Annotated in this window: 22 protein-coding genes; 14 read left to right on the plus strand and 8 right to left on the minus strand. The window is 68.0% G+C overall.

Translation table 11 applies throughout. The annotated features are described in order from the left end of the window. Positions 1-11: 11 nt before the first annotated feature. A complete protein-coding gene (locus ACFWFP_RS05095) occupies positions 12-704 on the plus strand; it encodes an HAD family hydrolase (protein WP_379293208.1) in 693 nt (230 codons plus the stop codon). Between the two features lie 80 nt (positions 705-784). Here ACFWFP_RS05095 and ACFWFP_RS05100 read toward each other — a convergent pair whose 3' ends face one another. Continuing rightward, positions 785-1198, minus strand: a complete 414-nt coding sequence (locus ACFWFP_RS05100) for a hypothetical protein (RefSeq protein ID WP_379293209.1) — start codon at positions 1196-1198, stop codon at positions 785-787. Between the two features lie 180 nt (positions 1199-1378). Between ACFWFP_RS05100 and uvrC the strand changes: the two genes are divergently transcribed. The 7 genes from uvrC to tpiA all read left to right on the plus strand — a co-directional run bounded on the left by uvrC (position 1379) and on the right by tpiA (position 9720). Continuing rightward, the gene (gene uvrC, locus ACFWFP_RS05105) at positions 1379-3364 is read left to right on the plus strand and encodes an excinuclease ABC subunit UvrC (RefSeq protein WP_379293210.1); all 1986 of its coding nucleotides are present in this window, start codon (positions 1379-1381) and stop codon (positions 3362-3364) included. Positions 3365-3484: 120 nt separating this feature from the next. Beyond that, entirely contained in the window at positions 3485-4441 is a 957-nt protein-coding gene (gene rapZ / locus ACFWFP_RS05110; protein WP_379293211.1) for an RNase adapter RapZ, read from the plus strand. Next, positions 4438-5502, plus strand: coding sequence for a uridine diphosphate-N-acetylglucosamine-binding protein YvcK (yvcK, locus tag ACFWFP_RS05115; RefSeq protein WP_379293212.1), 1065 nt, complete (start codon positions 4438-4440; stop codon positions 5500-5502). Before rapZ ends, yvcK begins: the two co-directional genes overlap by 4 nt. Beyond that, complete coding sequence (gene whiA / locus ACFWFP_RS05120; RefSeq protein ID WP_056810477.1) at positions 5493-6476, plus strand: DNA-binding protein WhiA; 984 nt, start codon at positions 5493-5495, stop codon at positions 6474-6476. Before yvcK ends, whiA begins: the two co-directional genes overlap by 10 nt. Positions 6477-6691: 215 nt before the next feature. After that, positions 6692-7708 (plus strand): type I glyceraldehyde-3-phosphate dehydrogenase, encoded by a 1017-nt coding sequence (gap, locus tag ACFWFP_RS05125; RefSeq protein WP_378627065.1) that lies wholly within the window; start codon positions 6692-6694, stop codon positions 7706-7708. A gap of 5 nt (positions 7709-7713) precedes the next feature. Continuing rightward, positions 7714-8928: a phosphoglycerate kinase gene (locus ACFWFP_RS05130; RefSeq protein WP_379293214.1), complete on the plus strand. Its 1215-nt coding sequence runs from the start codon at positions 7714-7716 to the stop codon at positions 8926-8928. Between the two features lie 3 nt (positions 8929-8931). Further along, positions 8932-9720, plus strand: coding sequence for a triose-phosphate isomerase (gene tpiA, locus ACFWFP_RS05135; protein ID WP_379293215.1), 789 nt, complete (start codon positions 8932-8934; stop codon positions 9718-9720). A 75-nt stretch (positions 9721-9795) separates the two neighbouring features. Here the strand turns inward: tpiA and ACFWFP_RS05140 are convergent, their stop codons facing one another. Then, positions 9796-10581 carry an META domain-containing protein gene (locus ACFWFP_RS05140; RefSeq protein ID WP_379293217.1) on the minus strand — a complete coding sequence of 262 codons (786 nt, stop codon included), beginning with the start codon at positions 10579-10581 and terminating at the stop codon, positions 9796-9798. 71 nt (positions 10582-10652) lie between these two features. Then, positions 10653-11183 (minus strand): MmpS family transport accessory protein, encoded by a 531-nt coding sequence (locus ACFWFP_RS05145; RefSeq protein ID WP_379293218.1) that lies wholly within the window; start codon positions 11181-11183, stop codon positions 10653-10655. 236 nt (positions 11184-11419) lie between these two features. Here ACFWFP_RS05145 and ACFWFP_RS05150 point away from each other — a divergent pair, with 236 nt between their 5' ends. Together ACFWFP_RS05150 and secG are read left to right on the plus strand one after the other, a co-directional pair. Then, positions 11420-13015, plus strand: coding sequence for an MFS transporter (locus tag ACFWFP_RS05150; RefSeq protein WP_379293220.1), 1596 nt, complete (start codon positions 11420-11422; stop codon positions 13013-13015). A gap of 99 nt (positions 13016-13114) precedes the next feature. Beyond that, on the plus strand, positions 13115-13348 hold the full coding sequence (secG, locus tag ACFWFP_RS05155) for a preprotein translocase subunit SecG (protein WP_101468684.1): 234 nt from the start codon (positions 13115-13117) through the stop codon (positions 13346-13348). Positions 13349-13357: 9 nt separating this feature from the next. On the opposite strand, the gene ACFWFP_RS05160 is transcribed toward secG, so the two are convergent. Beyond that, positions 13358-15508 (minus strand): thiamine pyrophosphate-dependent enzyme, encoded by a 2151-nt coding sequence (locus ACFWFP_RS05160; protein WP_379293222.1) that lies wholly within the window; start codon positions 15506-15508, stop codon positions 13358-13360. Positions 15509-16013: 505 nt separating this feature from the next. Between ACFWFP_RS05160 and ACFWFP_RS05165 the strand changes: the two genes are divergently transcribed. Then, positions 16014-16424 (plus strand): hypothetical protein, encoded by a 411-nt coding sequence (locus ACFWFP_RS05165; protein ID WP_379293223.1) that lies wholly within the window; start codon positions 16014-16016, stop codon positions 16422-16424. Positions 16425-16458: 34 nt separating this feature from the next. Here ACFWFP_RS05165 and ACFWFP_RS05170 read toward each other — a convergent pair whose 3' ends face one another. Beyond that, positions 16459-17316, minus strand: a complete 858-nt coding sequence (locus ACFWFP_RS05170; protein WP_379293224.1) for a hypothetical protein — start codon at positions 17314-17316, stop codon at positions 16459-16461. Between the two features lie 375 nt (positions 17317-17691). Here ACFWFP_RS05170 and ACFWFP_RS05175 point away from each other — a divergent pair, with 375 nt between their 5' ends. Genes ACFWFP_RS05175 through ACFWFP_RS05185 form a run of 3 tightly spaced genes read left to right on the plus strand, consistent with a single transcriptional unit; the run spans position 17692 to position 22132 of the window. Further along, a complete protein-coding gene (locus tag ACFWFP_RS05175; RefSeq protein WP_379293225.1) occupies positions 17692-18657 on the plus strand; it encodes an alpha/beta hydrolase fold domain-containing protein in 966 nt (321 codons plus the stop codon). Continuing rightward, positions 18654-20426, plus strand: a complete 1773-nt coding sequence (locus ACFWFP_RS05180) for an ABC transporter ATP-binding protein (protein WP_379293227.1) — start codon at positions 18654-18656, stop codon at positions 20424-20426. Before ACFWFP_RS05175 ends, ACFWFP_RS05180 begins: the two co-directional genes overlap by 4 nt. Then, positions 20423-22132, plus strand: coding sequence for an ABC transporter ATP-binding protein (locus ACFWFP_RS05185; protein WP_379293228.1), 1710 nt, complete (start codon positions 20423-20425; stop codon positions 22130-22132). The genes ACFWFP_RS05180 and ACFWFP_RS05185 overlap by 4 nt, the downstream gene beginning before the upstream one ends. Positions 22133-22234: 102 nt before the next feature. On the opposite strand, the gene pgl is transcribed toward ACFWFP_RS05185, so the two are convergent. From pgl to zwf, 3 genes are read right to left on the minus strand one after another with little or no spacing between them, the layout of a single operon-like run. Then, positions 22235-23020, minus strand: coding sequence for a 6-phosphogluconolactonase (gene pgl, locus ACFWFP_RS05190; RefSeq protein ID WP_379293229.1), 786 nt, complete (start codon positions 23018-23020; stop codon positions 22235-22237). Further along, positions 23013-23921: a glucose-6-phosphate dehydrogenase assembly protein OpcA gene (gene opcA, locus ACFWFP_RS05195; protein WP_379293230.1), complete on the minus strand. Its 909-nt coding sequence runs from the start codon at positions 23919-23921 to the stop codon at positions 23013-23015. The genes pgl and opcA overlap by 8 nt, the downstream gene beginning before the upstream one ends. Next, a complete protein-coding gene (gene zwf / locus ACFWFP_RS05200; RefSeq protein WP_379293231.1) occupies positions 23918-25489 on the minus strand; it encodes a glucose-6-phosphate dehydrogenase in 1572 nt (523 codons plus the stop codon). Before zwf ends, opcA begins: the two co-directional genes overlap by 4 nt. Between the last annotated feature and the right edge of the window lies 1 nt (position 25490).

A 25490-nucleotide genomic window follows, 5' to 3' on the forward strand; every position in this document is an offset into this window, starting at 1 on the left:
CCCTGGCTGATATGGATATCGATGCGGTGCTGTTCGACTACTCGGGCACGGTCTTCCGTTTGGAAGACGACCGGACCTGGGCCGACGAACTCGTCGGCGACGACGGAACACCCTTCGACATCGCGGCGAAAGCCGAAGTGCTGCGGCGGATGACGGCCCCGGTCGAGCAGTTCATGACCTTCGATCCGGCGGGCCAACATGCCTGGGACAACCGCGATCTCGACCCCGCCCTGCACCGGCACGCCTACCTGGAGGTGCTGCGCGGCTCCGGCGTTCCCGGCACCCAGGCGACGCGTCTCTACGAACGCCTCATCGACCCACTCACCTGGACCCCGTACCCCGACACCGGCACGGTGCTGACATCGCTGGCCGCCCAAGGAATTCCGGTCGGCATCGTCAGCAATATCGCCTTCGACATCCGGCCTGCCTTCGCCAAGCACGGGTGGACGGACCTGATCGGTGCGATGACCCTGTCCTACGAAGTCGGCGCCATCAAACCGAACGCCCAGATCTTCCGCGACGCCATCGACCGCCTCGGCGTCGACCCCGAACGTGTCCTCATGATCGGCGACAGCATCGAAGCGGACGGTGGCGCCACCACCCTCGGTGTCCGCTTCGCCCTCGTCGACGCGGTCCCCACCATCGACCGCCCCCGGGCCCTCATCGACGCACTCGCCGAACACGGCATCCGTACTGCCGACTGACCGATTCGTCGGCCGACAGTCCTGCCGGCCTACCGACTCCTATGCCCGGCGGACGCGCACAGCGTGGATCGAGGCGCAGGTCAGCGTTCGCGGGTGAACCAGGCACGGGCCGAGGGCCGAAGGAGCATCCCCGCGACCGCGCCGTTGGCCACGACGCCGACCACGCCCGGCGGCAGCCCGGTGAGAATGCCCGTCGACGAGACCAGACACGCCAGCACCGCGACCCCGATCGCGGCCTTGCGCACCAGGTCACCGGCCTGCCGGAACATCAGCACCAGCGGGACCAGCGCGAAGGACGGCAGGTAACCCGCGAGCAGCGCGCCGAGCGCGCCGCCCAGCGCCACCGTGATCGCGATCAGCACCACGCCGACAGCGGCGGCGACCGCCGCGACCAGGCGCGCCCCGCGCACCGTGCCGGGCATGACGCCGTGCGGGGTCACCTCGTCGTCGTACAGGTCCTCACCGGTGTGCGGCAGGGCGGCGGTGTTGCTCATCGGACGTCCTTTCAGGTACAGGATCCGAGCACCCACGCTACACAGGGGCGCACCCGGCGCACCCAGCCCGTCGCTGCCGCGGTTCGGCGCGGGTGCCGGAGCCCTCCGCGGCCGAACGCCGTGCCGGGGTCGATGCCTCGGCGATGCGGGCCTGTCGGAGCCCCTCGCTAGGCTGGATGGGTGGCAGATCCCGCGACGTACCGGCCGGCGCCGGGCACGATTCCCGTCGAACCCGGTGTGTACAAATTCCGGGACGTGCACGGGCGGGTCATCTATGTGGGCAAGGCGAAGAGCCTGCGGAGTCGGCTGAATTCCTACTTCGCCGATGTGTACTCGTTGCATCCGCGCACCAAGCAGATGGTCACCACGGCGGCCGCTGTCGAGTGGACGGTCGTGTCCACCGAGGTCGAGGCGCTGCAGCTCGAGTACAACTGGATCAAGGAATTCGATCCGCGGTTCAATGTGCGATACCGCGACGACAAGACCTACCCGGTACTCGCGGTGACTCTCAACGAGGAGTATCCGCGACTGTTCGTCTACCGGGGTGCCCGCAAGAAGGGCGTGCGTTACTTCGGCCCGTACGCGCACGCCTGGGCGATCCGCGAGACCCTCGACCTGTTGCTGCGGGTGTTCCCCGCGCGAACCTGCTCCAACGGAGTCTTCAAGCGGCACAGCCAGATCGGGCGTCCGTGCCTGCTCGGCTACATCGACAAGTGTTCCGCGCCGTGCGTGGGCCGGGTCAGCGCCGACGAGCACCGCCAGATCGTCGAGGACTTCTGTGATTTCCTCTCCGGCAAGACCGACAAGATGGTGCGCGCGCTCGAACGCCGCATGCACGAGGCCGCCGAAGACCTCGACTTCGAGAACGCCGCTCGCCTGCGCGACGACGTGCAGGCACTGCGCCGCGCCCTCGAAAAGCAGGCGGTGGTGCTCGGCACCGGGACCGATGCCGATGTGATCGCCTTCGCCACCGACGAACTCGAAGCCGCGGTCCAGATCTTCCACGTCCGCGACGGACGTGTCCGCGGTCAGCGCGGCTGGGTCGTCGACAAATCCGGTGACGCGCTCGACGTCGCGGAATCGGGGACCGAGATGGCCGCCCTGGTCGAACAGTTCCTCACCCAGTTCTACGGCGAGCAGGCCGCGACGGCGGACCAGAACGGTGATGCCGCCATCGTCGTCCCGCGGGAAGTGCTGGTTCCCGAACTGCCCGCCGACGCCGCGGAGATCGGGGAGTGGCTCAGCACGATGCGCGGCTCCGCGGTCTCGCTGCGCATCCCGCAGCGCGGCGACAAGAAGGCACTCGCCGAGACGGTGCAGCGCAACGCCGCCGAGGCGCTGGCTCAGCACAAGCTCCGCCGCGCCGGTGACCTCACCTCGAGATCGCAAGCGCTGCAAGACATTCAGGACGCACTCGAACTCGACAGCGCTCCGCTGCGGATCGAATGCGTCGACATCAGCCACGTGCAGGGCACCGACGTCGTGGCCTCGCTGGTGGTCTTCGAAGACGGCCTGGCCCGCAAGTCCGACTACCGCCACTACGCGATCAAGGAAGCCGCGGGCGAGGGCCGCTCCGACGACGTCGGCAGCATCGCCGAGGTGACCCGCCGCCGCTTCGCCCGGCTGGCCCGCGACCGCGAACAACCCGTCGAGATCGAACCCGACGAGCTCGACGACCCCGCCTCGCGCCCCGGCATCGATCCCACCACCGGCCGGCCGCGCCGCTTCGCCTACCCGCCCAACCTCTACGTCGTCGACGGTGGCGCACCCCAGGTCGCCGCCGCCGCCGAGGTCCTCGACGAACTCGGCATCACCGATGTCGCGGTGATCGGCCTGGCCAAACGCCTCGAAGAGGTCTGGGTGCCCGGCGAAGCCGACCCGGTGATCATGCCGCGCAACAGCGAGGCGCTGTTCCTGCTGCAACGCGTGCGCGACGAAGCCCACCGCTTCGCCATCACCTTCCACCGCAGCAAACGCTCACGCCGGATGACGGCATCGGCGCTGGATTCGGTGCCCGGCCTCGGCGAGACGAGGCGAACCGCCCTGGTCACCCACTTCGGCTCCGTCGCCAGAATCAAGGACGCGACCGTCGAGGAAATCACTTCGGTGCCCGGAATCGGGGTCTCGACGGCGAAAGCGGTACTCGCGGCACTCAACAGTCCGTAACCGCCGACGGCCGGTATCGCAGGACGCAAGATTGCGTGTGCCGTACGTTGTGTGTCTGCGCCCGATACCCGAACCGGTGCGGGATGATCGAAAGGCACCCAGAAACGGATCCGGTAGGACATGACACGCGTCGAATCGAATAACAATGCGGGGGCGGCACCCGGGCAATCCGGGGCGGTCACCGACACACAGCAACCAGTAGAAGTGGTCATCGTGACCGGCTTGTCCGGCGCGGGCCGCGGCACTGCCGCGCGCGTGCTGGAGGACCTGGGCTGGTATGTGACCGACAACCTACCGCCCGAGCTGATCGGGCGGATGATCGAGCTGGGCGCCGCGGCCGACCCGCCGATCCGGCGGCTCGCGCTGGTCATGGACGTGCGCAGCCGGTTCTTCACCGGTGAGCTCTCCGGTGTCACCGAGCAGTTGCGCGGCGCGGGCATCCGCACCAGAGTGCTGTTCCTCGAGGCCTCCGACGACGTGCTGATCCGGCGATTCGGCTTCGCCCGGCGCCGTCATCCGCTGCAGAGCGACAGCCCCGACGGGACGCTCTCGGCCGGTCTGACCGCCGAACGAGCCAGGCTCGCCCCGGTCAAGGGGGCCGCCGACCTCGTCATCGACACCACCGAGCTCTCGATCCACCAGTTGCACCGCAAGCTGGAGGAGGCATACGGCGCGGGCGCGCCAGCCGCACTGCAACTGACCGTGCAGTCGTTCGGCTTCAAGTACGGTGTTCCCCTCGATGCCGACATGGTGTTGGACGTGCGATTCCTGCCGAACCCGCATTGGATTCCGGAATTGCGGGAACACACAGGACAGGAGTCGGTGGTCAGCGACTACGTGCTGTCCAGGCCGGGTGCGCGGGACTACCTGCAGACCGGCAAACACCTGGTCGACCTGACGACGACCGGATACCGCCAAGAGGGGAAGCGATACATGACCGTGGCAGTGGGGTGCACCGGCGGCAAACATCGCAGCGTCGCCGTCGCCGAGGCACTGGGTGAGCGCATCGGCGCCGATACCGGGCACGTGGCGGTGGATGTCGTGCGCGTCGTGCACCGAGATCTGGGGCGCGAATGAGTGGAATCGACGCCGATCCAGCCGTCGTCGCGCTGGGCGGCGGCCATGGGCTGTACGCGACATTGACGGCCGTGCGCAGGCTGACCAAGCGGATCACCGCTGTCGTCACCGTCGCCGACGACGGCGGGTCCTCCGGTCGGCTGCGCGCCGAGCTGGGCATGCTCCCGCCGGGTGATCTGCGGATGGCCCTGGCAGCGCTGTCCGACGACGCCGACGATGTGTGGACCACGACGGTGCAGCACCGCTTCGGCGGCAACGGCGCGCTCGCCGGGCACTCGGTGGGCAATCTGATCCTGGCCGGGCTCACCGATATCCTCGGTGATCCGGTGGCCGCGCTCGACGAGGTGGGCAGGCTGCTGCGGATCACCGGCCGGGTGCTGCCGATGTCGCCGATTCCGCTCGACATCGAGGCCGAAGTATCGGGCCTGGAGTCGGATCCGCGGATCGGCCGGTGCGTGCGCGGTCAGGTTGCGGTGGCGACCACGCCGGGTAAGGTCCGGCGGGTGCGGCTGATTCCGTCCGATCCGCCTGCCAGCCCCGAGGCGACCTCGGCCATCGAGGACGCGGATGTTGTTGTGCTGGGACCCGGTTCGTGGTTCACCAGCGTCATTCCGCATGTCCTGGTGCCGCACTTGCACGCGGCGCTGGTGCACACGCGGGCACGCAAAGTTCTCGTGCTGAATCTGGCGGCGGAGCCCGGCGAGACAGCCGGCTTTTCCGCAGAGCGTCATCTGCATGTATTGTCCCAGCACGCACCGGATTTCGCGGTCGACGACGTGCTCGTCGACTCGGCGTCGGTGCCCGAGGGGCGGCAACGGGAACATGTGGCAAGAGCCGCCGAACAGTTGCGTGCACGGGTAACGTTCTGCGATGTCGCCGAGCCGGGAACGGATCGGCATCATCCCGGAAAACTTGCCGCCGCACTGGATCAGCTGATCCGGTCGCCGCGGTCGCAACTGACTGGGCTTCGATTCGAGAGACGGCACAGTGCCTCAGATGTGCACAGTGTTCCAGATGAGCGTTCGGGGTCGGTGGGAAAGGAGCGCGTCTCGTGGCGATGACAGCCGAGGTGAAGGACGAGCTGAGCAGGCTCGTGGTGTCGCAGGTCAGCTCGCGTAAAGCGGAACTGTCGGCGTTGCTGCGGTTTGCGGGCGGTCTGCACATCGTAGGGGGCAGGGTGATCGTGGAAGCCGAGGTGGACATGGGGTCCATCGCCCGGCGACTGCGCAGAGAGATCTTCGAGCTGTACGGATACGGCTCCGACGTGCATGTGCTCGGTGCGGGCGGGTTGCGTAAGACCTCGCGCTACGTCGTGCGGGTGTCGAAGGAAGGCGAGGCGCTGGCGCGCCAGACCGGATTGCTCGATGTGCGCGGCCGCCCGGTGCGTGGGCTGCCCGCGCAGGTGGTCGGCGGCAGCATCGGTGACGCCGAAGCGGCGTGGCGTGGCGCGTTTCTCGCGCACGGCTCGCTCACCGAGCCGGGTCGTTCCTCGGCGCTCGAGGTGAGCTGCCCCGGCCCGGAGGCGGCATTGGCGCTGGTCGGCGCGGCGCGCAGGCTCGGCATCACCGCGAAGGCGCGGGAGGTGCGCGGCACGGACCGGGTCGTGGTGCGTGACGGCGAGGCGATCGGTGCCCTGCTCACCCGGATGGGTGCCCAGGACACCAGGCTCACCTGGGAAGAACGGCGGATGCGCCGGGAGGTGCGCGCCACCGCCAACCGGCTCGCCAACTTCGATGACGCGAACCTGCGTCGTTCGGCGCGCGCGGCCGTCGCGGCGGCGGCGCGGGTCGAACGGGCGCTCGAGATCCTCGCCGACGATGTCCCCGAGCATCTCGCCGCGGCGGGCAGGCTGCGGGTACAGCATCGGCAGGCCTCGCTGGAGGAACTCGGTCAGCTGGCCGAGCCGCCGATGACCAAAGACGCTGTCGCGGGCCGGATCCGGCGATTGCTGTCGATGGCCGACCGGCGCGCCAAGGACCTCGGCATCCCCGATACCGAGTCCGCGGTGACAGCGGAACTGCTCGACGACGCGTAGTAGGTACAGGCACAGACTCCGCACGCCGCAAGGTGTGGCGAATCCGACGATTAGGGCAGAGCGGTCATGCATGGCCGCTCTGCCCTTTATTCTGGGGTCTCCGCAGGCCTGAGGCCGGGAGCTCACAACTCACAGGTGGCTGTCGTGAAGGCTGGCGCGGCTACTACTGTGGTGATCGTCGGAATGAATCCGCTTGAAAGCTGAGGAGCGATAACGTGACTGTCCGGGTAGGTATCAACGGCTTCGGTCGTATCGGACGTAATTTCTTCCGTGCGGTGGAGGCGCTGAAGGCCGTCGGCGAGACCGATATCGAGATCGTCGCGGTCAACGACCTCACCGACATCAACACCCTCGCCACCCTGCTGAAGTACGACTCGATCCTGGGTCGTCTGCCGCAGGACGTCTCCGTCGAAGGCGACACCATCGTGGTCGGCGAGCAGCGCATCAAGGCGCTCGCGATCAAGGAAGGCCCCTCGGCACTGCCGTGGGCCGACCTGAACGTCGACGTGGTCGTCGAGTCGACCGGCATCTTCACCGCCGCCGAGAAGGCCAAGGGTCACCTGTCCGCCGGCGCCAAGAAGGTCATCATCTCCGCGCCCGCCACCGGCGACGACATCACCATCGTGATGGGCGTCAACGACGACAAGTACGACGGCAGCCAGAACATCATCTCCAACGCGTCGTGCACCACGAACTGCCTCGGCCCGATCGCCAAGGTGCTCAACGACTCGTTCGGCATCGTGAACGGTCTGATGACCACCATTCACGCCTACACCCAGGACCAGAACCTGCAGGACGCGCCGCACAAGGACCTGCGTCGCGCCCGGGCCGCTGCCCTGAACATCGTGCCCACCGGCACCGGCGCCGCCAAGGCCATCGGCCTGGTGCTGCCCGAACTGCAGGGCAAGCTCGACGGCTACGCGCTGCGCGTTCCGGTCCCGACGGGCTCGGTCACCGACCTCACCGCCACCCTGGCGAAGCCGGCCACCATCGACGAGATCAACGCCGCGATGAAGGCCGCTGCCGAGGGCCCGATGAAGGGCATCCTCAAGTACAACGAGGACCCGATCGTGTCGAGCGACATCGTCACCGACCCGCACTCGTCGATCTACGACGCGCCGCTGACCAAGGTCATCGACAACCAGGTCAAGGTCGTCTCCTGGTACGACAACGAGTGGGGCTACTCGAACCGGCTGGCCAACCTGGTCGATCTCGTCGGCAAGTCGCTCTGACCGCGATGACAGTTCAGACACTTCAGGATCTCCTGGCCGAGGGTGTCGAGGGCCGGGGCGTGCTCGTGCGCTCCGACCTCAACGTTCCCCTCGATGACAATGGCCAGATCACCGACCCGGGCCGCATCATCGCCTCGGTGCCCACCATTCAGGCGCTGGTCGAAGCCGGCGCCAAGGTGGTCGTGATGGCACACCTGGGCCGCCCGAAGGGCGAGCCCGACGCCAAGTTCTCCCTCGCCCCCGTGGCGGCGAAGCTGGCCGAGCTGCTGGGCCGCAATGTCCAGCTGGCCGGTGACGTGGTGGGCTACGACGCGCTCTCGCGCTCGGAGGGCCTCACCGACGGCGACGTGCTGTTGCTGGAGAACGTGCGCTTCGACCCGCGCGAGACCAGCAAGGACGAGTCCGCGCGGGCCAAGCTGGCCGCGGCGTTCGTCGAGCTGGTCGGCGACGACGGTGCGTTCGTCTCCGACGGTTTCGGCGTGGTGCACCGCGAGCAGGCATCGGTCTACGACGTCGCCCAGCAGCTCCCGCACTACGCGGGCACGCTGGTCGCGGCCGAGGTCGAGGTGCTGCAGAAGCTCACCGAGGACCCGGCCCGCCCGTACGCGGTGGTGCTCGGTGGCTCCAAGGTCTCCGACAAGCTCGCGGTGATCGAGGCGCTGGCCCCCAAGGTCGACACCCTGGTGATCGGCGGCGGCATGTGCTTCACCTTCCTTGCGGCGCAAGGACTTCCGGTCGGTGGCTCACTGCTGCAGGCCGAGATGATCGACACCTGCAAGGATCTGCTCGAGCGCTTCGGCGACGTGCTGCACCTGCCGGTCGACATCGTGGTGGCGGACAAGTTCGCGGCCGACGCCGACACGAAGACTGTCGCGTCGACCGAGATCCCCGACGGCTGGCTCGGCCTCGACATCGGCCCCGAGTCGGTGTCACGGTTCTCCGCACTGCTGACGGAAGCGAAGACCGTGTTCTGGAACGGCCCGATGGGTGTGTTCGAGTTCGAGAAGTTCGCCGCGGGCACCCGTGGTGTCGCCGAAGCCATCGTGACCGCTACCTCCAAGGGTGCGTTCACGGTCGTCGGTGGCGGCGATTCGGCGGCCGCCGTGCGTGCCCTCGGCCTGCCCGATGACGGTTTCTCGCACATCTCCACCGGCGGTGGCGCGTCCCTGGAATACCTGGAAGGCAAAGAGCTGCCCGGTATTTCGGTGCTGGAGGGCTGAGCGATGGCATCCCGGAAACCGCTCATCGCGGGCAACTGGAAGATGAACCTCAACCACCTCGAGGCCATCTCGCTGGTGCAGAAGGTGGCGTTCGCGCTGCCCGAGAAGTACTTCGCGAAGGTCGACGTGACGGTGATCCCGCCGTTCACCGATCTGCGCAGTGTGCAGTCGATCGTCGACGGCGACAAGCTCCTGATCACCTACGGTGCCCAGGATGTCTCGTCGCACGACTCCGGTGCCTACACCGGTGAGATCAGCGGGTCGATGCTGGCGAAGCTCGGCTGCACCTTCGTGGTGGTCGGGCACTCGGAGCGTCGTCAGTACCACCACGAGGACGACGCGACCGTGCTGGCCAAGGCCGAGCAGGCGCTGAAGAACGAGATCACCCCGATCGTCTGCATCGGTGAGGGTCTCGGCGTCCGTGAGGCAGGCACCCACGTCGAGTACAACCTCGAGCAGCTGCGTGGTTCGCTCGAGGGCCTGACGGCGGAACAGATTTCGCAGGTCGTCATCGCGTACGAACCGGTCTGGGCCATCGGCACCGGCAAGGTCGCCTCGGCGGCCGACGCGCAGGAAGTGTGCGGCGCGATCCGCGGCGAGCTGGAGAAGCTGGCTTCCCCGGAGGTCGCCGCCGGTGTGCGCGTGCTCTACGGCGGCTCGGTGAACGCCAAGAACATCGGCGAGCTGATCCGTCAGACCGATATCGACGGCGCGCTGGTGGGCGGTGCGTCGCTCAAGGGTGACGAGTTCGCCACCCTGTCGGCGATCGCCGCGGGCGGTCCGCTGCCCTGATCGAGCACTGAACACCGAAGGGCCGGAAACCGAGTGGGTTTCCGGCCCTTCGCGTTTCGTGCGCAGAATGTGCCGCTACTGGGCGCGCAGGATGAGGCCGTAACCGTTGTCGTTGCGCAGGGTGAGGGTGTCGGCGTCGATGGTGGCGGTGGTTCGGCCGTCCAGCGCGCGCAGCACATTCTGCTCGACCTCCATCACTTCCGGCGAGCACATCATCCTGGTGGTGGCGACGGCGAAGTTCACCGCGTCGCCGGGCCCGACGCCCGCGGTGCCGGTGATCCGGTTGCAGCCCGCCGAACCGTTGACGGTGCCGCCCTCGCCGATGGTGAGATTCGGGCTCACCTGGTCGAGCGTGGTCGAGCGGATCTGCCCGTCCGGGGTGAGCATGGTGGTGACCACCCACGCGGTGCCGGTCAGCGGCTTGTCGGGCGACACGATCTTCTTGTCGGTGAGATGGATCGTGACGGACTTGCCGGTCAGCGTCAGCCGATCACCGTCGAGGCGCCAGGTGGGGTCGGATTCCAGGAAGGTGCTCTGCCAGGCGTCGGCGCGTTCGCGATCGCCGGGACATGCCATCAGGGTGCTTGCCAGCGGCGAGGTGTGCAGGATGTGGTTGCTCAGGTCGACGGTGCCGCCCGCGGAGTTGCAGCCGGAGTTCGCCGAGATCCGTCCGTCGGTGAAGCTGAGCGTCATCGGACCGCCGCCCGGTATCTCGTCGCCGACGACCTCGGTGGAGACATAGGTATGACCCATCGGCGTGGCAGTGTCGTCCACCGGTTCCTTGTCGGTCGATCCGCACCCGGCGGCCACCATGCCGACCAGGGCGAGCAGGGCGGCCAGAGGACGAGGTGATATCCGCATGGAGCCGATGGTACGGACCGCCCCGAGCACCGCTCGTCGATGTTCGGGGCGGGTCGCGATCGGTGTGGGAACTACTTGCCCGCGTCGCCCGTGCAGCTGGCGCTGGCGAGCTGGCCGGTGGCCTGGTCCTCGGCGATCACCTTGTCGCCGACCGTGATCTTGCAGGACACCGTTCCGCCGTCGATGCCCGACATCACGCTCAGCGACACGAACTTCACGAGCCCGGTGATCGTCACGTCCTTGGACCACGGCAGCGCGGTATCGGACTCCGTGACCACGTCGAGGCTGCCATCGGTGTAGATGACCGTCGAGGTACCGGTCCCGCCGGCCTGATAGGAGACGGTGACCTCCCGGCTCACCTCGTTCTCGATCTCATTGGCGACCGTGCCGACGAGCGCGACACATCCGCCGACGACCAGCAGCAGGACCACCAGCACCCCACCGAGCACCCAGGGCCACACCTTCTTCTTGCGCGGCGGCTGCGGGTAGCCACCCTGGGGCGGGTAGCCACCTTGCTGCGGGTAGCCACCCGCGGGCTGCTGGCCATAAGGCGGCGGTTGCTGGCCATAGGGCTGTTGCGGATGGCCGGGTGGGACAGTCATGCGGTTTTCCTCCGTGTCGTGCAGGCCCGCCGAACGAAACGGGAGCTCTGTACTGATCGCTCGAAAGCGACCAGAAGATAACACCGCATCGAAGATTCGCACTTCTATTGTCTTGCACCACAGTATTTCTGCGGGTTCACGGGGATCTTTCGCGGCCGCCGGCGCCGCCGTCGTCGCGCTGTCTCGGCACCGAGTGCTGGACGGGGATCGGCAGTCGCCAGGGATATGCTCGACCGGTGGGCACAGAGGCGGCGGAGCGGATCTCGACCTGGGCTCCGTTGCGCTCGCCGGTGTTCCGGGCGCTGTGGATCGCCCAGCTGGTGTCGAATCTTGGCACGTGGATGCAGACGGTCGGCGCGCAGTGGATCCTCGTGGATCAGCCGAACGCCGCGGCGCTGGTCTCGTTCGTGCAGACCGCGCTCGCCCTGCCGGTGATGTTGCTGTCGATCCCGTCCGGCGTGCTGGCCGACCTGGTCGACCGGCGCAGGCTGCTGATCGGCGCGCAGACCGGGATGGCGGTCGCCTCGCTCACCCTCACCGTCTTCACCGCCACCGGCCACACCACGCCCGCGGTCCTGCTCGGCCTGCTGTTCCTGCTCGGCTGCGGGCAGGCGCTCACCGCGCCCGCCTGGCAGGCGGTGCAGCCCGAGCTGGTGCCGCGCGACCAGATCACCTCGGCGGCGGCGCTGGGCAGCATGAGCGTCAATATCGGCCGAGCCGTCGGGCCCGCGGTGGCGGGTGTGATCGTGTCGATCGCCGGGCCGACCGTGGTGTTCGGGTTCAACACGGTGTCGTTCGTCGGCATCGTCGCGGTGCTGCTGGTGTCGAAGTGGCCGACGCGAACCAGCCCGCTCCCCAGTGAACGGCCCCTCGCGGCATTGCAGGCAGGCACCCGGTTCATTCGGGCCGCGCCCGCGATCAGGAGGGTGTTGTTCCGCGCGATCCTGTTCATCGCTCCCGCCAGCGCGGTGTGGTCGCTGCTGCCGGTGATCGCCCACGACCGACTCGGACTGTCGTCCTCCGGCTACGGTCTGCTGCTCGGCGCGCTCGGGCTCGGCGCGGTGTGTGGCGCGCTCGGCCTGTCACGCCTGCGGGTTCTGTTCACCCCCACTCAGCGGCTCGCGCTCGCGGCGGTCCTGTTCGGCATGGGTGCGGTCGCGAGCGCGCTGGTCCACCACGTGGTGCTGGTGCTCGTGTTGCTGGTGGGGGCCGGTCTCGCGTGGTTGCTGGCGATGGCGACGCTGAACTCGACCATGCAGTTGCTGCTGCCCGCCTGGGTGCGCGCCCGCGGGCTGTCGGTGTACATGCTGGTGTTCATGGGTGGGCAGGCCATCGGTTCGCTGCTCTGGGGCCTGGTCGCCGGGGCCTACGGCGCCGTGACGGCGCTGCTGATCGCGGCCGCGCTGCTGGCGTGCTGTGCCGTGAGCACCCTGTGGTGGCCGATCCGGCACAACGTCGAGGACATCGACCTCTCACCGGCGGCGTTCTGGCCCGAACCGCAACTCGTCGTCGAACCCGACCCCGAGAACGGCCCGGTGCTGGTGATGCGCGGCTATGACGTGCCGCCCGAGGACGTTGCCGCGTTCACGGAATCGATGGCGCTGGTCGGGCGATCGAGGCAGCGCACGGGGGCGATGGAATGGCGGCTCTACCGCGACGTCGGCACCGTCGACCGCTTCGTCGAAGCCTTCGTCGTGCGGTCCTGGGCCGAGCACATGCACCAGCACCAGGTGCGCCTGACCGCCCGTGACCGGGAAATAGAACAGACCGTCGCCCAGTACTCCGCAGGCACCCACACGGTCGCACATCTGGTCGCGGTCGAGCGTGATTAGGCGTACCCGCGCCGTCGCTGCGGCCGTGTGCGGCAGAGGAACGCAGTCGCGTCGGGGCCCATTAGACCAGTCGGTCCCGCACCACCTAGGATGAACCTCATGTCGCTGTTCCTCGATATCCTCCTTGTGATCACCAGCTTGCTGTTGGTGCTGCTGGTGCTGCTGCACCGCGCCAAGGGTGGCGGCTTGTCCAGCCTCTTCGGTGGCGGCGTGCAGTCGAGCCTGTCCGGCTCCACCGTCGTCGAGAAGAACCTCGACCGCATCACCATCTTCGTCGGCATCGTCTGGTTCATCGCGATCCTCGGCATCGGCCTCGAGATCAAGTTCGCCTGAGTTTCCGCGTCAGTGCGATAGACGGATTGCGGCTGCTTCGATATCCGCCTCGCTCAGCAGGACGGTGTCCGCGGCGGGACCGAGTGGAACGAAACTGTCCGCACTCGTGACTCGGGCGAGCGCACCGCGATAGCCCGAGTCGATCAGCGCCGCGTAGACCGACTCGGAAACGCCACCGCTGCTGCGAGTTTCGTCGGCGACCAAGACCCGGCCGGTGGCTTCGGCGTGGTGGAGCAGGTCGTCGGCCGGTAGGGGATTCAGCCAGCGCAGGTCGAGTACCCGGGTGTGGATTCCTTGGGCGGCAAGGCGATTCGCGCTGCGCAGACTCATCGGGACGCCGTTGCCGAAAGTGACGATGGTGAGGTCGGTGCCGTCGCCGTAGGTGCGTGCCGTGCCGATCGGGATGTGGTCGGTGACGGGGGAGGCCAGCCAGGCTTCGTCGCCTGGATGTAGATCCTTGGTGTGGTACAGGGCTATCGGTTCGACGAAGACGCAGACTCGGCCGTCGACGCGAGCCGCTGAGACACAGGTGCGCAGCATGGCTGCCGCGTCATCGGCGCGCGCGGGCACCGCGACGACGAGGCCGGGGATATCGCGCAGCGCCGCCAGGGAATCATCGTTGTGGAAGTGGCCGCCGAAGCCCTTCTGGTAGGCAAGGCCGGCGATGCGCACCACCATCGGATTGCGGTACTGCCCGTTCGAGAAGAAGGGGAGGGTGGCCGCTTCGCCGCGGATCTGATCGGCCGCGTTGTGAACATAGGCCAGGTACTGGATCTCGGGGATCGGGATGAATCCGGCCAACCCGGTGCCGAGCGCGGTGCCGAGGACGGACTGTTCGTCGAGGAGAGTATCGAACACCCGGCGAGCTCCGAAGCGTTTCCTGAGGCCCTTGGTGACACCGTATACGCCGCCTTTGCGGCCGACGTCCTCGCCGAATACCAGCACATCGGGGTCTGTGGCGAGGAGTTCGCCGAGAGTATGATTGATCGCTTGCGCCACCGTCATCCGGGAGTCGGACGCCTGTGGTGCAGGGCCACGCCGGGTGACGTCCGCGCGGATCGAGGTGGGGTGAGTCGGCGCGAGCGGCGCGATCACGGCCGCCGCGGAATCGAGCCGAGCCTCATGAACCACCTCGTCGGCAGTCTCGCGCACGCGAGCGCCGATCCGCTCGTAGCGCTCGCGCAGATCGCCCGCGTCGACACCCGCCGCGATCAGGAATCGGGCGGTGCCGAGCAGGGGATCGCGGGCGAGGTCTGCGGCGATATCGGCCGGACCGCGGTAGGCGGACTCGACATCGGACCCGGCGTGTCCACCGAGCCGCACGGTGCGCAGGTGCAGGAAGACCGGCGCCCGCCAGGTCCGTGCCAGATGCACCGCGTCTTCGGCGGCACCGAGGACGTCGGGCAGATCGCACCCGTCGGCGGCGAGGTAGGTGAGCCCCGGGCGTGGACCGTAGGCGCGCTCGATCCAGTCCGGCGCGGTCGGCACACTGATGCCGAGGCCGTTGTCCTCGCACACGAAGACCAGCGGCATCGGTACTCCCTGATGGGCGGCATGCAGTGCGGCGTTGACGGCACCGACCGCCGTCGAGTGGTTGGCCGAGGCATCCCCGAAACTGCACACCACCACTGCGTCAGCCGGCCACGGACACGAAATCCCCTGCTTCGCAGCACGATCCAACGCGAAGGCCAGCCCCACGGCTCGCGGCAGGTGCGACGCGATGGTCGAGGTCTGCGGAATGATCGAGGCCGCCGCGCTGCCGATCACCTTGTGCCGGCCGCCGGAAATCGGATCAGCAGCCGCTGCGACAACCCCCAGCAAGACATCCCGAATCGGATCCAGCCCCGGAATCTGCTTGCATCGCTGCACGAAGAACGCTGCCGAGCGATAGTGCAGCAACGCCGGATCGTCGACGCGCAGCGCGGCCGCCACCGCCGCGTTTCCCTCGTGTCCCGACGACCCGATGCTGTAGAAACCCTGCCGCGCGACCCCCAACCGGCGAGCGGTCAGGTCGAGATGCCTACTGGCAGCCTGGGATTCGAACAACTCCACCCCGAACGCGGCATCGATGCTCCCGACCTTATCGATCCGATCGGACACGACGAGACCGTCCAGCGCGGCCCGAAAGGCCCCATCCAGGTCGAGCGAACCCAGCGCCACCGCAACTCCTCGCCCGCAGTCGAGTCGACGTCCGAACCGTCGGCATGCCAAGAACCCGATGCTAGCGCCTGTCCAGGCGGATCCAGGGAGAACCCGAAAGGGAAGGATCCAGCAACCGAGACAGCCGTGGCTGGAGTGTCGGGGTAGTTCGTGCGGCCGGTAGTGTCCGGTGTTCATGTGGGACGGCGAAGGAGGGGCTATGACGACGCCAGGTGGACCGGGTGGTTCGTGGGGGTATCCGCAGCAATCGGGGCCTTTCGGGGCGCCGCCGCAGCAGCCGTACCCGCAGCAGCCGTATGGTCAGCCCGGATTTCCACCTCAGCGGCCGCAATACCAGCAGCCCCCTGCTCGATACGGTGCGCCGCAGGCGAATTATGCCGCGCCGCAGCAAAGTCCGCCGCCGAGTGGACCGCAGGAGAGCGCGGCGGTGCAGGCGTATCTGGCGGCTGTCGCGCACCATATGAATACGGGCGGGCTTCAGGTGAGCCGCAATTGGATTGGTCCGGTGCTGTCTCTGATCGGCGTCGGCGCGGTGATCAAGAGTTCGCTGAATCCGATCGAACTGGCCGTGTGTGTCGGCCATGCGGGCGAGATATCACCCGCCACCGTCGCCGGATTCACCAGGCAGGTAGATGAATTCGCCCGCTCGATCCGGCGCCCGAGCGCCTTCGCGGTGAAGGGTGGCGCCTGTGCCGTCGCCGCACTGATCTCCGATCGGGTACACCCGGCCAGTTTCGGCGCCGTCACCAACAAGGCGATGAGCTACGGCACCGTCGTGGTTCCCGCGGTGATCGACCTCGGTAACCGGCAGATGATGATCGCCCAGAACACTCCGATGATGGGATTCGCGCTCTGGAGTACCGTGCGCGGCAAAGCCGGTATGTACCTGCCGGATCCCCGTGCCGTCTTGGGCTGACCGCCCGCGACGGGCACCGCACACCGGCTGAATCTCACTGTGCCCGTACGACAATGGTCGCGATCATCGTTCGCCCGTCCCGGACGGTGGTGGTGATGAGCTGGGTGTAGAGAAGGTCCTCCGCTGACGTGCCGCCGGGGCGACGTTCGGTCAGGTCGAGTTCGTAGCTGTCGGGGCCGGTCTGGTTGATCTGGGCGCAGTAGGTGGTGCCGAGCGGCACGTACTTGTCGATGCCGTCCTGGATGGTCGGGGCCGAACCGACGGTGTCGGCTTCGGGGACAACGTAGGACCGTGCCTTGTCGCCGTTGCGGTCGGTGTAGAAGGCGTACTCGAAGCCGAGGATCACACCCGGGCCGGAGTTCCGGTCCCCGGGACCTCGGCCGATGGTGAAGGTGCCACGCTGTTCGCCGGCGCAGGCGAGTGGCCCTGCCGTCCTTCTCGTCGTCGTCGGTGGGCTGGTCGCCGCGACGACGACCGTTTCTTCGGGTCCACTGCTCTGACCGCTCACGACGACGTACGTCATCGCCGCCGCCACGCCGACCGCGACCGTGGCCATCGAACCGAGCAGGACGATGCCTGCCGTGCCGCGGCCCGACTTCGCGGAGGGATCGGTGGTGTGCGTTCGGCTGGACGGCGACTGCTGTCGACCAGATACCTGGCCCGGCTTGAAGATCGCGGCCATCGGGTCGTGATCCCACGACGGCGGAAGTTCGCGCAGATCCTGCTGATTCGGCCGTGCGGGCGACCAGTCCGGCAGCCGAGCAGGTTGCCAGGTAGTCGGGGCTTGTTCGTGCGAACCCGCAACGGCGGCGGGATCAGGCCCGAGGGCGTCCAGCGGCGGACCGAAAGGTGACCCCGAACTCTCGTCCTCCCATGGTCGCGTGGCAGCCACCCGTCACCCTTACCCTTCCCATGCCGGGCACCTAGCACCCAGCCCGCGCGCAACTCGGGGCACGACGGCACCACAGGTAGCAACCCGTGACAGTTCCCATTCGGCAAACTCGCGTCCCCCGCCAACCGATCGACCGACAATTTACCCGGTACGCCCCGGTGCGGAACCGGACGAGGCGGGCGGCCAGGGGATATGACGACAGGCTGTGCGATTGATCATGATCTGGCAAAAGCAGGTTTGAACGACTCGAACGCGGCAAGGGTCCGGCGCCGAGGACAACCGCAGGTTTCTGAAAGCGTGGGGGTGGTTGCGGCTGTCAGGGTAGCTCTACGCCGCCGGGAGAGCGGGCGGCGAGTGAGCGCCAGGAGGCAGATCATGCGAGGCAGAGTTCCTGTTCGGATGCGGGTGCTGACCGCACTGAAGGGTGGGCCGGATTGGGATTCGATCACTCCGGCGGAGGTGATCGAGGGGCGGGCGGCGCAGGAGGCGTTGCGCCGGTCCGCGTTCGGGTCGTTCATCACCGGTCGGCCGGATCGCGGTGCGCTCGGTACCGATCACACGCTCGAGCTGGCTGGTCGCACGCTGCGTGTTCGCGTGCACCGGCCGGTGCGTGGAGGGTCGGGGTTGCCGTTGATCGTCGCGTTTCACGGTGGCGGGTTCATCAGTGGGGTCCCTGAGCAGGATGATTGGCTGCTGAGTCATCTGGCCGCCGAGTGCCCGGCGGTGGTCGCTTCGGTGGACTACCGGCTGGCACCCGAGCATCCGATCCCCGCCGCCGTCGCCGATGCCCGCGACGCGGTCCCGCTTCTACTCGCGCGGGCGCAACAGTGGGGTGCGGACGGTACTCGGCTCGCGCTGCTCGGTAGCAGCGCGGGTGCCACCCTCGCGGCATTGACCGCCTTCGGCACTCCTGACCTGCGGACGCAGGTGCTGATCAACCCCCAGCTCGATTGGACCGACGGGGTGTTCGACTACCCCTCGTTCACCGAGAACGCGGACAGCCCCACCGCGACGCCGGCGAACTGCCGTGCGGTGCAACGCATCGCGTTCCCCGAGGGATTCGACGCGCGACAGATTTCGCCGATGTTCCACCACGACCTCGCCGGTTGCGCTCCCACCCTCATCCAGTGCGCCGGCCTCGACCCGCTGGAAGATCAATCGCCCGCCTACGCCGCCCGCCTGCGGCAGGCCGGTGCCGAGGTCACGCTGACCCGCTATCCCGAAGCGACACACGGTTTCCTGAGTATGCGGGGCCTGATCCCGGCGGCCGGACCCGCCCGCGCGGAGATCCTCGACCATCTGCGCAGCCACCTGGCTGTGCGTTCAGGAGCACGTCGATGACCGACGTCAGCGAACAGCCCACTCGGGCAACGAGTCTCACGAGCTTGCTTCGACCGTATCTCGGCAGTTTCGGTGCGGTGGTGATCCTGCAGGTCGCCGGGGCGGTGGCGGGGCTGGCTCCGTTGCTGGCCGTAGTCGAACTGGGTCGAATCCTGTTGTCGCCCGGCGAGATCGACCACGCTCATGTGTGGCTCGTCGTGCTGGTCGGTGCGGCTGGTCTGCTCGTCCGATTGCTGTGTACCGCGGCCTCTTCGGCGATCGGGCACCTGCTCGACGATCGTGTCCAGCTGTCGTTTCGGCGGCAACTGGCCGATCAGCTGGGGCGGGTGCCGATCGGCTGGTTCGCACGGCGGCGCACCGGTGAGCTGGCGAAGATCGTCGGCGACGACGTGAGCGCGGTGCACCCTTTCATCGCGCACGCGCCCGGCGAACTGGTGTCGGCGTTCGTGGTGCCGTCGGTCTCGCTGATCTACCTGTTCACCGTCGACTGGCGGCTCACCCTGATCACCCTGATTCCGGTGGTGCTGGCGATCGCGCTCGTCCCCTTGATGATGACCCCCACCCGGCTGCGTGAACAGCAGGATTTCGACACGGCCATGGGTGGTATCGCCAGCTCGGTCGTCGAGTTCGTGCAGGGCATCGCGGTGGTGAAGGCCTTCGGCGGTGCCGAACGCGCCCATCGCCGATTCCGCACCGCCACTGATGATTTCGCCGACATCTTCCTGCGGATGGTGCGTGGCCTGGCGGGCATCGCGGCGGGCATGCAGGTGGCGCTGTCGCCGCCGTTCGTCCTGCTGGTAGTACTGACCGGCGGCACGGTGCTGATCGCGAACGGCGGGATGGCCCCGGCCGATCTGCTGCCGTTCCTGCTGCTCGGTATCGGGCTCACCGCTCCCGTGGCAGCGCTCGGACACGGTTTCGACGATCTCCAGGCCGCGGGGCGGGCGGCAGGCCGGATACGCGATGTGCTCGACGAGGCGCCGCTACCCGAGCCGACCCGGCCGAGAGTGCCGCAGGGGCATCGCGTGCGGTGGCAGGGTGTCCGGTTCGGCTACGACGCCGAACACGAAGTGCTGCGCGGAATCGACCTCGTGCTCGAGCCCGGCACAGTCACCGCACTCGTCGGACCGTCGGGCAGCGGCAAGTCCACCCTGGTCCAGCTGCTGCCGCGGTTCTTCGACCCCACCCACGGCTCGGTCTCCCTCGGCGGCGTCGACCTGCGCGAACTCGGCAGCCACGAGCTCTACCGGACGGTCTCGTTCGTCTTCCAGGATGTGCGACTACTGCGGGCCTCGGTCGCGGACAATATCGCCCTCGCCGTGCCCCATGCCGACCGCGACACCGTGATGCGCGCCGCCCGCCTGGCGAACATCCACGACCGGGTGCTCGAACTGCCGCACGGCTACGACACGGTGATCGGCGACGACACGGTCTTGTCCGGCGGTGAGGCACAACGGATTTCGCTGGCGCGCGCCCTGCTCGCCGATACCCCGGTCCTCGTCCTCGACGAGGCGACAGCGTTCGCCGACCCGCAGACCGAGCAGGCCGTGCGGCAGGCGCTGTCGTCGCTGGGCCGTGACCGGACCGTCCTGGTCATCGCCCACCGGCTGGAAACGATCGCCGACGCCGACACCGTCGTGCTGCTCGACAACGGCACGATCCTCGAACAGGGCAGACCCTCGGATCTGCTTGCCCGACACGGAAAATTCGCCGACTTCTGGCACGCGCACCGAACGGTGACCGCGGAACTACAGGGAGATCCACGATGATTCGCATGCTGTTGCGCGTGCTCGGAGCCGACTACGCGGGTCCGGTTCGGCGCACGGTCGCGCTGATGACGGTCACCGCGGTCGCCGAGGGCCTGTCCTATGCGCTGCTGGTTCCCGTGCTGCGGGCGCTGTTCGGCGACGACCCCGCCGCTGCCCGGCCCTGGCTGATCGCACTGGGTGGGTCCGTTGTCTTCTATGCCGTCCTGCGCTACCGCAGTGACCTTTCCGGATTCCGCGTCGGCACCACGCTGCTGCGCGGGGTGTATTACCGACTCGGCGACCACCTGGCCCGACTGCCCATCGGCTGGTACACAGCGGGACGGGTGGGTGAGGTGTCGGTGCTCGCCAGTCGCGGTGTGCTGCAGGCGTTGAGCGTGCTCGCACACCTGCTGGCGCCGCTCATCTCGGCCGCCGTGACGCCGTTGACGATCATCGTGGTGATGTTCGCGTTCAACTGGCAGCTGGGGTTGGCGGCGGCGGCCGCCGTGCCGCTCGTGGCGGCGATCCAGGTCTGGTCGGGGCGTGCGATGGCGGTCGGCGACGCGCAGCGGCACGAACGCGACCACGACGCCGCGCAACGGGTGATCGAGTACCTGCAGGCCCAGCCTGTTCTGCGTGCCGGTGGGCGTACCGCCGAACGGTTCGGCCTGCTCGATGATTCGCTCCAGGAAGTCGCGCGCGCCTCGCGCCGCCGAGCCTTCACGGCGCTGCCCGCAATCCTCGGCCTGTCGTTCGCGGTGCAAGCGGTGTTCACCGGCCTGCTCGCCCTCGGCACGTATCTGGCTCTCGGTGGAATCATCGGTGCGCCGGAGTTCTTGGCGATCCTGATCCTGGCCGCTCGGTGCGCCGACCCATTGCTGTCCCTCGCTGACATCGGCGGCCAACTGCGCGGTGCCCGATCCGAACTGGTGCGTCTCGAGGCATTGCTGCGGACCGAAACCCTCCCGGAACCCAGCACGCCGCTGGAGCCGCAAGCCCATGACCTGGCCTTCGACGCCGTCACCTTCCGGCACGGCACCCGCACGGTGCTCGACGAAGTCTCGCTGACGATCCCCCAGGGACAACGGCTGGCCGTGGTCGGGCCGTCCGGCGCGGGCAAAACCACTCTCCTGCACCTGATCGCCCGCTTCTACGATGTCGACGCGGGCACCGTCCGCATCGGCGGCGTCGATGTACGTTCCGTCAGCACCGAAACACTGATGGCCCAGTTCGCCATCGTCTTCCAGGACGTCTACCTCTTCGACGGCACGATCGAAGACAACATCCGCCTCGGCCGTCCCGACGCCACCGACGACGAAGTGCGAACCGCCGCCACCGCGGCCCGCCTCGACGAGGTGATCGACCGGCTCCCCGGCGGCTGGGCGACCAACGTCGGTGAAGGCGGCGCGCTTCTGTCCGGCGGTGAACGCCAACGTGTTTCGATCGCCCGAGCCCTCCTGAAAGACGCCCCGATCGTCCTGCTCGACGAGGTGACCTCCGCCCTCGATCCCCTGAACGAGGCCGCGGTCCACGAGGGCATCGAACGCCTGATGGCAGGGCGAACCGTAGTCATGGTGGCCCACCGCCTGCGCACCGTCCACCGCGCCGACCGCATCATCTTCCTCGACCACGCCCACATCGAGGAAGACGGAACCCACGACGAACTCCTCGGTCGCGCAGGCCGCTACGCCGGCTTCTGGACAACCTCCCTGACCCCGGTCACCTGACCCGATGAACCCGGGCCGGTCCCGCTGACCGCGCTCGGCGAGGCTCACCCGACACGACGAAGCCCGGGCCCGATCAGCGTCGGCCCGGGCTTCGTCAGCGGCTTATTCGTCGTCGAGCAGCAGATCCGAGGCCGCGGCCTCGTCGATGACCCAGGTGGTCGACTCGATGCCGACCGCGCCGGCCGAGGGGATGTCGTCGGGGGAGGCGCCGTTGACGGCGGCGGCTACCGCGGCGGCCTTGCCTTCGCCGCTGACCACGAGCATCACGTGGCGGGAGCGGTGGATCGCGGGCAGGGTCATCGTGACCCTGGTCGGCGGGGGCTTCGGGCAATTATGGACGGCGACAACGTAATCCGTGGTTTCCTGCACCGCGGGGGAGTGCGGGAACAGGGAGTCGATGTGGCCTTCGGGACCCATGCCGAGGACCGTGAGGTCGAACTCGCCGCGTTCGTCGAGTTCGGTGTGCACGACCTGGGCGTAGGCGGCCGCGGCTTCCTCCGGGGTGCTGTAGGGGCCGTCGGAGGGGCCGATCGGGAAAACGTGGGCCGGGTTCAGCGCAACGAAGTCCAGCAGCGCCTCGCGGGCCTGGAGTTCGTTGCGGTCCTTGTCGCCCGCGGTGACGAAACGCTCGTCGCCCCAGTAGACGTAGAGGGTGGACCAGTCGATGTCGCCGGGGGACTGGCGGACGCGCTGGAGCAGGCGGATGCCGTCACTGCCACCGGTGATCGAGACCGAGGCGTGGCCGCGTTCGGCCTGGGCGGAGACGATCACGTCGACGAAGCGTTCGGCGGCCGCGTCGGCGAGCGACTCGGCGTCGTCGTGGATCTCGATCGTGTTGGCGGGGAATTCGGCACCGAGGTCGTCGTGCACGTCGATATGGTCACTCATAGGTCACCTTCTCGATTCCGGCGAGCGCCTCGGCGTAGATCTCGTCGGCGTCGAGCCGGCGCAGTTCTTCGGCGAGGCAATCGCGAGTTTCCCGGCGGGCCAGCGCGATCCGCTGGTCGGGTTCGCCGGTGCGGGTCAACGTTGCCGTCCTTCCTAGTTGCGGGCGTTCGATGGCGATCGAATCGGTGGTGCGCTGGATTTCCACCTTCAGCTCCCCGGTCTTGCGGATCACCGGGCAGTGCAGCCGGGAGGCCAGCCAGCCGGCCAAGGTGTCGAGTGCGGGCTCGGAGGCCAGGCCCGACACGGTGACCGAGGTGACCGGTTCGAACGGCGGCTCGTCCAGTGCCGCGGCCAGCAGGGCCCGCCAATAGGTGATGCGGCTCCACGCCAGATCGGTGTCGCCGGTCGCGTAGGAGAAGCGGCGCTTCTTGATCGCGGCCTGAGGGTCGGGGGCGTAGGTGGCGTCGGTGATGCGGCGCTTGGCCAGCTTGCCCACCGAGTCCATCGACGGGTACTCCGGCGCGCCACGCGGCCACCACGCCACCACCGGGGTGTCGGGCAGCAGGAACGGGGTCACCACGCTGCTTTCGTGGTTCACCAGCGCACCTTGCAGGCGCAGCACGATCACCTCGGCCGCACCGGCGTCACCGCCGACGCGGATCTGGGCGTCGAGGCGGGTTTCGGCGTCGCGGTCACCACGCGCCAACACGATGACCCGGCACGGATGTTCGCGGCTGGCGTCGTTGGCGGCGTCGATAGCGTCCTCGGCATCCGAGGAATCCAGGGTGCACACCACCAGCGTGAGCACCCGGCCCTGGGTGATCACGCCGTTGGTCTCGCGCAACAGCACCATCCGCTTGCCGACATCGACGGTGTTGGTGTCGGGCATGTCGACGATCACGGACGCCGCCATTCCCGCCCGCTGCGCGCGAGCATCTCATCGGCCGAGGTGGGACCCCAGGTCCCGGCTTCGTACGGTTCGGGTTTGCCGCCCGCGGTCCAGTGCGCGAGCACGGGATCGAGGATGCGCCAGGACAATTCGACCTCCGCGTTGACCGGGAACAGCGACGGCACGCCGAGTAGCACGTCGAGGATGAGTCGTTCGTAGGCTTCGGGGGAGGACTCGGTGAACGCCTCGCCGTAGCTGAAGTCCATGTTCACATCGCGCACTTCCATGCCGGAGCCGGGGACTTTGGAGCCGAACCGCAAAGTGATGCCCTCGTCCGGTTGCACCCGGATGACCAGGGCATTCTGGCCGAGCTCCTCGGTCATGGTCTGGTCGAAGGGCAGGTGCGGCGCGCGTTTGAACACCACCGCGATCTCGGTCACCCTGCGGCCGAGGCGTTTTCCGGTGCGCAGGTAGAAGGGCACACCCGCCCAGCGCCGGTTCTCCACGTGCAGGGTGAGCGCGGCGTAGGTCTCGGTCCGCGACTGCGGATCGAAACCCTCCTCCTCATGCAGGCCGACGACATGCTCGCTGCCCTGCCAGCCTTCGGTGTACTGGCCGCGCGCGGTCGTCTCATCCAGCGGCGCAACGAGTTTGGTGGCCGAGAGAGCCTTGATCTTCTCGGTGGTGAGCTGCATCGGCTCGAAGGAGGTGGGCTCCTCCATCGCGGTCAGCGCGAGCAACTGCAACAGGTGGTTCTGGATCACGTCACGGGCGGCGCCGATTCCGTCGTAATAGCCTGCGCGACCACCCAATCCGATGTCCTCGGCCATGGTGATCTGCACGCTGTCGACATAGTTGGCGTTCCAGATCGGCTCGAACAACTCGTTGGCGAAGCGCAGCGCCAGGATGTTCTGGACCGTCTCCTTGCCGAGGTAGTGGTCGATCCGAAAGACCTGTTCCTCCGGGAAGACCCGGTTGACCAAGGCGTTGAGCTCCTTGGCACTGGTCAGGTCGTGGCCGAACGGCTTCTCGATCACCACGCGCCGCCACGGGGTGTACCCGTCGAGCGCCGGTTCGGCCTGGGCCAGGTGGTGTTCGGAGAGCTGATCGAGGACCACGGGGAACATGTTCGGCGGAATCGACAGGTAGAAGGCGTAATTGCCGCCGGTGCCGCGGGTTTCGTCGAGGTTGTGCAACGTATCGGCGAGCGTCGCGAAGGCCGCGTCGTCGTCGAAACTGCCCTGCACGAACCGCACCCCTTCGGCCAGGTGATCCCAGACCTCCTGGCGGAAGGGGGTGCGCGCGTGCTTCTTCACGGCCTCGAGTACCACCGAGGCGAAGTCTTCGTCGGCGTAGTTGCGCCGGGCGAAGCCGACCAGGGCGAAACCAGGGGGCAACAGCCCTTGGTTCGCCAGGTCATAGATGGCCGGCATCAGCTTCTTGCGGGACAGATCTCCGGTGACACCGAAGATCACCAGGCAGCACGGGCCCGCGATGAAGGGGACCCGTTTGTCGCGTTCGTCGCGCAGCGGGTTGTGCCACAGCCCCGCCGTCCGATCCGTCGATGCTGTGCCGGCCATC

This window comes from Nocardia sp. NPDC060249, from assembly GCF_042728755.1.
GTDB lineage: Bacteria > Actinomycetota > Actinomycetes > Mycobacteriales > Mycobacteriaceae > Nocardia.

Bases quoted from the DNA above. Each gene is read 5' to 3' on its own strand.
- ACFWFP_RS05095 (WP_379293208.1), top strand. From the start codon at position 12: ATGGATATCGATGCGGTGCTGTTCGACTACTCGGGCACGGTCTTCCGT.
- ACFWFP_RS05100 (WP_379293209.1), bottom strand. From the start codon at position 1,198: ATGAGCAACACCGCCGCCCTGCCGCACACCGGTGAGGACCTGTACGAC.
- rapZ (WP_379293211.1), top strand. From the start codon at position 3,485: ATGACACGCGTCGAATCGAATAACAATGCGGGGGCGGCACCCGGGCAA.
- yvcK (WP_379293212.1), top strand. From the start codon at position 4,438: ATGAGTGGAATCGACGCCGATCCAGCCGTCGTCGCGCTGGGCGGCGGC.
- ACFWFP_RS05130 (WP_379293214.1), top strand. From the start codon at position 7,714: ATGACAGTTCAGACACTTCAGGATCTCCTGGCCGAGGGTGTCGAGGGC.
- tpiA (WP_379293215.1), top strand. From the start codon at position 8,932: ATGGCATCCCGGAAACCGCTCATCGCGGGCAACTGGAAGATGAACCTC.
- ACFWFP_RS05140 (WP_379293217.1), bottom strand. From the start codon at position 10,581: ATGCGGATATCACCTCGTCCTCTGGCCGCCCTGCTCGCCCTGGTCGGC.
- ACFWFP_RS05145 (WP_379293218.1), bottom strand. From the start codon at position 11,183: ATGACTGTCCCACCCGGCCATCCGCAACAGCCCTATGGCCAGCAACCG.
- secG (WP_101468684.1), top strand. From the start codon at position 13,115: ATGTCGCTGTTCCTCGATATCCTCCTTGTGATCACCAGCTTGCTGTTG.
- ACFWFP_RS05175 (WP_379293225.1), top strand. From the start codon at position 17,692: ATGCGAGGCAGAGTTCCTGTTCGGATGCGGGTGCTGACCGCACTGAAG.
- ACFWFP_RS05180 (WP_379293227.1), top strand. From the start codon at position 18,654: ATGACCGACGTCAGCGAACAGCCCACTCGGGCAACGAGTCTCACGAGC.
- ACFWFP_RS05185 (WP_379293228.1), top strand. From the start codon at position 20,423: ATGATTCGCATGCTGTTGCGCGTGCTCGGAGCCGACTACGCGGGTCCG.
- pgl (WP_379293229.1), bottom strand. From the start codon at position 23,020: ATGAGTGACCATATCGACGTGCACGACGACCTCGGTGCCGAATTCCCC.
- zwf (WP_379293231.1), bottom strand. From the start codon at position 25,489: ATGGCCGGCACAGCATCGACGGATCGGACGGCGGGGCTGTGGCACAAC.